Genomic DNA, 7,814 nt, shown 5'->3' on the forward strand with positions numbered 1-7,814 from the left:
CGACAAGCTGCCGGCTGCCGTGTTCGGCGAACCCTATACGCCGCCCGAGAGCGACGGCTCGGGCTTCGACCGCACGCTGCTCAAGCAGGCCTATGACCTACTGATCGCCGCGGGCTGCCAGCGGGACGGCAATGCGATGAAGCTGCCCAGCGGCAAGCCGCTGACCATCGAGTTCCTCGACTCTTCGAGCGCCCTCCAGCCCCACACCATGCCGTTCATCCAGAACCTCGGCAAGCTCGGCATCCAGGCGAATATCCGCATCGTGGACGCCGCCCAATACAAGGCGCGCACCGACGCGTTCGACTATGACGTGGTTACGGTCGCGAACGGCGGCTCGTCGACCCCGGGCGCGGAACTCAAGGTTTCCCTCACCTCGGAGGCCGCAGCGCGGCCTGGCTCGCGCAATCTCGCCGGCGTCTCCGACCCGGTCGTCGACGCGCTCGTCGAAACGATCAACGACGCGAAGTCGCGCGAGGAACTGAACGCCGCCTGCCGAGCCCTCGACCGCGTGTTGCGGGCGGGCCACTATTGGGTGCCGATGTGGTATCGCGACACGGCCTGGGTCGCCTTCTGGGACGCGTTTTCGCGGCCCGACCGTCAGCCGGCGCTCGGCACGGGCGCGCCCGGAACGTGGTGGTGGGACGAAACGAAGGCCAAGGCGATCGGATTGTGAGGGGTCATGGGGCGGTTGGCGGCAGGCGATAGGCAGCAGAATCCCCCACGCCCCGCTCTGCGGGGAGTGGGCCGAGGTGAGGGCCGGCGCCGTGCCTTCGCCCGTTCGGGGCCGCCCCTCATCACGACCTTCTCCCCGCGTACGGGGAGAAGGGACTGACATGCTCGCCTACGTCGTCCGCCGCCTCCTGCTGATGATCCCGACGATCCTCGGCATCATGGCGGTCTCCTTCGCTATCGTGCAGTTCGTGCCCGGCGGGCCGGTCGAGCGCGCGATCGCGCAGCTTCAGGGCGCCGACCAGAGCTCGACCGCGGGCTTCGGCGGCGGAGGCGGCCAGATCGGCGCCGGCGGGTCGCAGGCGGTCGGGGACATCGCCTCGCGCTATCGCGGCTCGCAAGGCCTCGATCCGAAATTCATCAAGGAGCTGGAAAAGCAGTACGGCTTCGACAAGCCGGTGCTCGAGCGCTTCTGGATTCTGGTGCGCGACTACGCCACCTTCAATTTCGGCAAGAGCTATTATCGCGATACGCCCGTGCTGACGCTGATCGGCGAGAAGCTGCCGGTGTCGATCTCGCTCGGCATGTGGATGACATTCCTTTCCTACGCGATCTCGATTCCGCTCGGCATCCGCAAGGCGGTCAAGGACGGCACGCGCTTCGACACTGCGACCTCGGCGATCGTCATCTTCGGCTACGCCATCCCGAACTTCTTGTTCGCCGTGCTCTTGATCGTGCTCTTCTGCGGCGGCTCGTTCTGGCAGATCTTTCCGCTGCGCGGCCTAACGTCGGACAATTTCGCCGAGCTCGACTGGCCTCACAAGATCCTCGACTACCTCTGGCACATCACCCTGCCCGTGACCGCGCTGGTGCTCGGCTCGTTCGCCACAACGACGCTGCTCACCAAGAATTCCTTCCTCGACGAGATCAAGAAGAACTACGTTCAGACCGCGCGCATGAAGGGTTTGAGCGAGCGCAGCGTGCTCTACGGCCACGTCTTCCGCAACGCGATGCTGATCGTCATCGCCGGCTTTCCCGGAGCGTTCCTCGCCGCGTTCTTCACTGGCTCGCTGCTGATCGAGCAGGTGTTCTCGCTGGACGGCCTCGGCTACCTTTCCTACGATTCGCTGATTCAGCGCGACTATCCGGTCGTGCTCGCCAACCTGTACATCTTCGCCCTCCTCGGCCTGGTGGTGAACCTGATCTCCGACCTCACCTACACCTGGATCGATCCGCGCATCGATTTCGAGACGCGCGAGGTGTGAGGGGTGAAGGAACGGACTCGTCTCATCGCCGTCATGGCCGGGCTTGACCCGGTCATCGACTCGATTCGGCCCAGAAGCCACCGGATCAGAAGGCGCCTCCCCTCCCCCCTTGTGGGGGACGATAAAGGAGGGGGGTCGCACCGTCCTTCACAAGTCCTTGCGTATGTGTGCGAGTCGTGGCCGTCGGGTGCGGCGCCAATCGCTCGGAACCGCGCGACCCCCTACCCCTTCCCGCCCCCACAGGGGGGGCGGGGGCGCCACTTGGAGGTGGCGCAATGACCCGCCTCCTCGCCCTCTCGCCGATGAATCGCCGGCGGCTCGACAACTTCCAGCGCAACCGGCGCGGGGCGTGGTCGCTCGTCATCTTCCTCGTGCTGTTCGTCGCCTCGCTCGGCGGAGAGTTCATCGCCAACGACAGGCCGCTGATCGCCTCGTACAAGGGCCAACTCCTGTTCCCGGTGTTCTTCAACTATCCAGAGGAAATGTTCGGCGGGTTCCAGGCGCAGACCGACTATCGCGACCCGTTCGTGGCCGACGAGATCAAGGCGCATGGCTGGATGATCTGGCCGCCGATCCGCTTCGCCAACTCGACCACGATCCTCAATCCGCCGACGCCGCTGCCGACCCCTCCGACTTGGCTGCTCACCGACGCGCAATGCCGGACCGCGCTCGAGAAGCAGAAATTCCCCGACGCCGAGACGGTTCCGAGGCCCTGCTCGAAGCTCGAGCCGCTCTGGCTCGGCTCCGACCAGGACGGGCATGATATCGTCGCACGCCTCCTCTATGGCTTCCGCATCTCGGTGCTGTTCGGCCTGATCCTCGCCGGCGTCTCGTCGGTGATCGGCGTCTTCGCCGGCGCCGTGCAAGGCTTTTTCGGCGGCCTGCTCGACCTCATCATGCAGCGGGTGATCGAGATCTGGTCATCGCTGCCGCACCTCTACATTCTCATCATCCTGTCGGCGATTCTCGCCCCGAGCTTCGTCGTGCTGCTCGTCATCCTGCTGCTGTTCTCGTGGGTGAGCCTCGTCCACGTCGTGCGGGCGGAATTCTTGCGCGCGCGCAATTTCGAATATGTCAATGCAGCGCGGGCGCTCGGACTCTCGAATGCGAAGATCATCGTCAAGCACGTGCTGCCGAACGCGATGGTGGCGACGCTGACCTTTTTGCCCTTCATCATCAATTCCTCGATCAGCACCCTGACCTCGCTCGACTTCCTGGGGCTAGGCATGCCGCCCGGCTCGCCCTCGCTTGGCGAGCTCCTGCTGCAGGGCAAGTCGAATCTTTCGGCGCCATGGATCGGCATCTCGGCTTTCGTCGTGATCGCGCTCCTCCTGTCGCTGCTCATCTTCATCGGCGAAGCGGTGCGTGACGCCTTCGACCCGCGAAAGACCTTCTCGTGAAGGCCGACCCGCCGCTGATCGACGTCCGCGATCTCTCGATCGCCTTCGCCCAAGGGGGCGAGCGCAAGACCGTGGTCGACCGCGTCTCCTTCCGGCTGGAGAAGGGCAAGGCGCTGGCGCTGGTCGGCGAATCCGGCTCGGGCAAATCGGTCACGGCCCAGGCGATCGTTCGCCTCCTGCCCCAACCGGCGGCGAGCTATCCGACGGGCGAGATTCTGTTTCGCGGCCGCGACGTGCTTAGGATGACCGATGCGGAGCTGCGCGCCGTGCGCGGCGGGAACGTCACCATGGTGTTCCAGGAGCCGATGACCTCGCTCAATCCGCTGCACACGATCGAGCGGCAGATCAGCGAGATCATCGCGCTCCACGAGGGCCGCGCGGCGGCGACGAAAAAGCGCATCGTCGAACTCTTGGCCGAGGTCGGCATCGTCGATCCAGGCGAGCGGCTCGGCGCCTATCCGCACCAGCTTTCCGGCGGCCAGCGCCAGCGCGTGATGATCGCCATGGCGCTCGCAAACCGCCCGGACCTCCTGATCGCCGACGAGCCGACCACCGCCCTCGACGTCACCGTGCAGGCCCAGATCCTGAAGCTGCTGAAGGATCTGCAGACGAAGCTCGGCATGGCGATGCTGTTCATCACTCACGACCTGAACGTCGTCCGCCGTATCGCCGACGAGGTGATCGTGATGCAGAGGGGCGAGATCGTCGAGGCAGGTCGGATGGCCGAGGTGTTCGCCAACCCGCAACATCCCTACACGCAGGCGCTGCTCGCGGCCGAGCCCAAGGGCGAGGCGCCGCCGGGCGACACGTCGGCGCCGACGATCGCCAGCGCTGAAAACCTGAAAGTCTGGTTCCCGATCAAACGCGGCCTCTTTCGCCGCACGGTCGGGTACGTGAAGGCCGTGGACGGCGTGACCCTCTCCGTGCGCGAAGGCCAGACGGTCGGCGTGGTCGGCGAATCGGGTTCCGGCAAGACGACGCTCGGCCACGCCATGCTGCGGCTCATTCGCTCCGAGGGACCGATAGCCTATTGCGGGCGGCCGATCGACGGCCTGAACTCCAAGGCGATGCGGCCGTTGCGGCGCGAGATGCAGATCGTGTTCCAGGACCCGTTCGGCTCGCTTAGCCCACGCATGTCGGTCGCCGAGATTGTCGAGGAGGGGCTGATCGCCCAGGGGACGAAGCTCAACGCCGCCGAGCGGCGGCGCATCGCCGAGCAGGCGCTTGCCGACACCGGGCTCGACCCCTCGACCCTCGACCGCTACCCGCACGAATTCTCTGGCGGCCAGCGCCAGCGCATCGCCATCGCCCGCGCGATGGCGCTCGACCCCAAGTTTGTCGTGCTCGACGAGCCGACCTCGGCGCTCGACATGTCGATCCAGGCGCAGATCGTCGATCTGCTCCGGGATTTGCAGAAGCGGCGCAAACTCGCCTATCTGTTCATTTCGCACGATCTCAAGGTTGTGCGGGCTCTGGCGAGCGAGATCATCGTGATGAGGCGCGGCAAGGTAGTCGAGAGCGGCGAGGCGAAGGCGGTTTTCGCCGCCCCGCAGAGCGACTACACCCGCGCCCTGTTCGCCGCCGCCTTTTCCAACGAGGCGACGCTTTCGGGCGTCGTCAGCCAGTGAGGCGCAAATGGGCCGTGCGATTCTCATCGTTCTCGATTCGGTTGGCTGCGGCGGGGCCGAGGACGCGAGCGCCTACGGCGACGAGGGTTCCGACACGCTCGGTCACATCGTGGAAGCCTGCGCGTTGGGCCTAGGCAATCGCGACGGCCTGCGCCGTGGGCCACTGCAGATCCCTCGACTGGCCGCGCTTGGCCTCGGCCACGCGATGCAGGCTTCGACCGGGCGCGCGCCGCGAGGCTTCGACCTTGCGACCCCGCCCCGCGGCCAATGGGGCTTCGGGATCGAGACGTCTCGGGGCAAGGACACGCCCTCGGGCCATTGGGAGATCGCCGGAACGCCGGTCGAATTCGACTGGGGCTATTTCCCGGAAACGGTCCCCGCCTTCCCGGCTTCGCTCACCGACTCGCTGATCGCCGAAGGTGGGCTGCCCGGCATTCTCGGGAACACGCGCGCCTCTGGCACCGTGATCATTGAGGAACTTGGAGAGGAGCATGTGCGGACGGGAAAGCCGATCTGCTACACATCGGCCGATTCGGTGTTCCAGATCGCTGCGCACGAGGAGGCGTTCGGGCTCGAGCGACTCTACGACCTCTGCCGCGCCGCGCGCCACCTGTGCGATCCGCTGAATGTCGGCCGGGTGATCGCGCGGCCGTTCGTGGGGACCAACGCGAAGGACTTCGTCCGCACGGCGCATCGCAAGGACTTTGCTGTGCCGCCGCCCGACGGCAACCTGCTTCAGCGCGCCGCCAAGGCGGGGCGCGCCGTCGTCTCGATCGGCAAGATCGGCGACATTTTCGCCCATCGCGACACCGGGCGCGAGATCAAGGGCAAGAGCAACGACGGCAACGTCGATCTTCTGATCGAGGCGCTGAGGGAGACGCCCGACGGCGGACTCGTCTTCGTCAACCTCGTCGATTTCGACACCGAATGGGGCCACCGCCGCGACGTGCCGGGCTTCGCCGCCTGCCTCGAGGCCTTCGACCGGCGGCTTTGCGAGATCGAGGCTGCCATGCGCGGGGGCGACTATTGCCTGATTACCGCCGACCACGGCAACGACCCGACCTACAAGGGCTTCGATCATACGCGCGAGCATGTGCCGATCGTCGCCTTCGGTGCCGGCGCGCCGCCCGGACCGATCGGCGGGCGGGCCACGCTCGCCGACATCGCCGAGACGCTGGCGGCGAAGATCGGCCTGCCGAAAGGTCCGTCTGGGGAAGCCTGGGCGGCATGAGCTTTTCGCTCGACGCACGACTATCGCGCGACACGGACTTCGTCGGCGACCTGCCGCTCTGCCGCGTTCTGCTGATGAACGACTCGCGCTGGCCGTGGCTCATTCTGGTCCCGCGGCGCGAAGGCCTCGTCGAACTCGCAGACCTCGACGCGACCGACCGCGCACAGCTGATCGAGGAGGCGGCGCAGACGGCGGGCTGGCTCAAGGCGCAAGCCAACGCAGACAAGATCAACGTCGGCGCGCTCGGCAACGTCGTGCGGCAATTGCACGTGCATGTGGTCGCGCGCCACGCCGGCGACCCCGCCTGGCCGGGCCCGGTCTGGGGATTCGGGGCGGCGGTTCCCTACAACAAGGACGAGGCGAGGGATTTGATCGGCGCCATCCGCGCGGCGCTGCGGCTGTAAGGAGCGATCCCAACCGTCGATCGTGACCCGCATATCGGCCGTAGCACATATCGGTCGTATCATTGACATTGTTCATCCGGCCGTCTAGTACACAGCGCTAACTGTGTGGATAATATCCATCGAGAAGGGAAGGATTGGCCATGTTCAAGGCCGCGATTACCGCAATCGGCGCCGTTCTGCTTACGGGCAGCGCGAACGCGGCGCAGATCTCGGTGAGTGTGTATGCCAACGGCGCGTTCACCGACACCGGGAGCAGCATCACATTTTTCGGTCCGCCGGTGACGAGGACGACGCTCTCGACTTCGGCGAAAGGCTTCTACATCGAGTGGGACGGCCGCACCGACGAGATCCCCGCACAGTGGCGCTCGGTGCAAATCCTCAAACCGCTGCCGAATTTTGGCGGGTCGGTCACGTTCGCCGCCGATCTCAAAGGACAACTCAACGTCGCCAGGACCGGCGCCTATACGCTCACGTTCGGAGCAGACGATGGGGGCTATCTGTTCATTGACGGGACTCACGTCGCCTCGACCCCGTGGGCTCATGGCATCTACACGGTCACCCCTGCGGTCACGCTGACGGCGGGCGTGCATAAGGTCGAGGTTCAGTTCGACAACACGGTCTGCTGCCGCGCGATCACCGCCCTCTCTCTGCCGGAAGGCGTATCGCTCGGCACGGAAAGGACCGCGGCGGCTCAGCGGTGAAGACGCCCGGTCGGGCCGCCGCAACCTCAGCCTCGCGAAGGCCCCGGATCGGACAATAGCCGTCAGATCGGCTCCGGCCCGCGCGAGATGGCGGCGACGCCGGTGCGGGAGACTTCCACGAGGCCGAGCGGGCGCATGAGGTCGACGAAATCGTCGATCTTCTGCGGGTTCCCCGTCAGCTCGAAGATGAAGCTCTCGACCGTTGCGTCGATCACCTTGGCGCGGAAGGCCTCGGCAAGGTTCATCGCCTCGACCCGGTTCTCGCCTTTGCCCCTGACCTTGATCATCGCCAGCTCCCGCTCGATCGCCCGCACGGTCAGGGTCAAATCGGTCACCGAATGGATAGGAACGAGACGCTCGAGCTGGTGGCGGATCTGCTCGATGATCTCGGGCGTGCCGGAGGTGACGATGGTGATGCGCGACAAGTGCGTCTCATGCGCGACCTCGGCGACCGTCAAACTCTCGATGTTGTAGCCGCGCCCCGAGAACATGCCGACCACCCGGGCAAGCACGCCG

At 66.0% G+C, this 7,814-nt stretch carries 7 protein-coding genes and 1 pseudogene; 7 read left to right on the plus strand and 1 reads right to left on the minus strand.

Annotated elements, in window-relative coordinates:
- The 7 genes and pseudogenes from ACLP25_RS24840 to ACLP25_RS24870 form a co-directional block, all read left to right on the plus strand.
- A pseudogene (locus ACLP25_RS24840) lies at nucleotides 1-673 on the plus strand (ABC transporter substrate-binding protein); the annotation flags it as partial.
- 160 nt (nucleotides 674-833) lie between these two features.
- The gene (locus tag ACLP25_RS24845) at nucleotides 834-1,934 is read left to right on the plus strand and encodes a microcin C ABC transporter permease YejB (RefSeq protein WP_442471795.1); all 1,101 of its coding nucleotides are present in this window, start codon (nucleotides 834-836) and stop codon (nucleotides 1,932-1,934) included.
- A gap of 275 nt (nucleotides 1,935-2,209) precedes the next feature.
- Nucleotides 2,210-3,334 (plus strand): ABC transporter permease, encoded by a 1,125-nt coding sequence (locus ACLP25_RS24850; RefSeq protein WP_442471796.1) that lies wholly within the window; start codon nucleotides 2,210-2,212, stop codon nucleotides 3,332-3,334.
- On the plus strand, nucleotides 3,331-4,962 hold the full coding sequence (locus ACLP25_RS24855) for an ABC transporter ATP-binding protein (protein ID WP_442471797.1): 1,632 nt from the start codon (nucleotides 3,331-3,333) through the stop codon (nucleotides 4,960-4,962). The genes ACLP25_RS24850 and ACLP25_RS24855 overlap by 4 nt, the downstream gene beginning before the upstream one ends.
- A gap of 7 nt (nucleotides 4,963-4,969) precedes the next feature.
- Entirely contained in the window at nucleotides 4,970-6,193 is a 1,224-nt protein-coding gene (locus tag ACLP25_RS24860) for a phosphopentomutase (RefSeq protein ID WP_442471798.1), read from the plus strand.
- The gene (locus ACLP25_RS24865) at nucleotides 6,190-6,597 is read left to right on the plus strand and encodes an HIT domain-containing protein (protein ID WP_442471799.1); all 408 of its coding nucleotides are present in this window, start codon (nucleotides 6,190-6,192) and stop codon (nucleotides 6,595-6,597) included. The genes ACLP25_RS24860 and ACLP25_RS24865 overlap by 4 nt, the downstream gene beginning before the upstream one ends.
- A 140-nt stretch (nucleotides 6,598-6,737) precedes the next feature.
- A complete protein-coding gene (locus ACLP25_RS24870; RefSeq protein ID WP_442471800.1) occupies nucleotides 6,738-7,298 on the plus strand; it encodes a hypothetical protein in 561 nt (186 codons plus the stop codon).
- Nucleotides 7,299-7,360: 62 nt separating this feature from the next.
- On the opposite strand, the gene ilvN is transcribed toward ACLP25_RS24870, so the two are convergent.
- A partial coding sequence (gene ilvN / locus ACLP25_RS24875; RefSeq protein WP_442471801.1) for an acetolactate synthase small subunit occupies nucleotides 7,361-7,814 on the minus strand: 454 nt, incomplete at its 5' end.

Source organism: Roseiarcus sp. (assembly GCF_052145395.1).
In the GTDB taxonomy this organism is placed as follows: Bacteria; Pseudomonadota; Alphaproteobacteria; order Rhizobiales; family Beijerinckiaceae; genus Roseiarcus.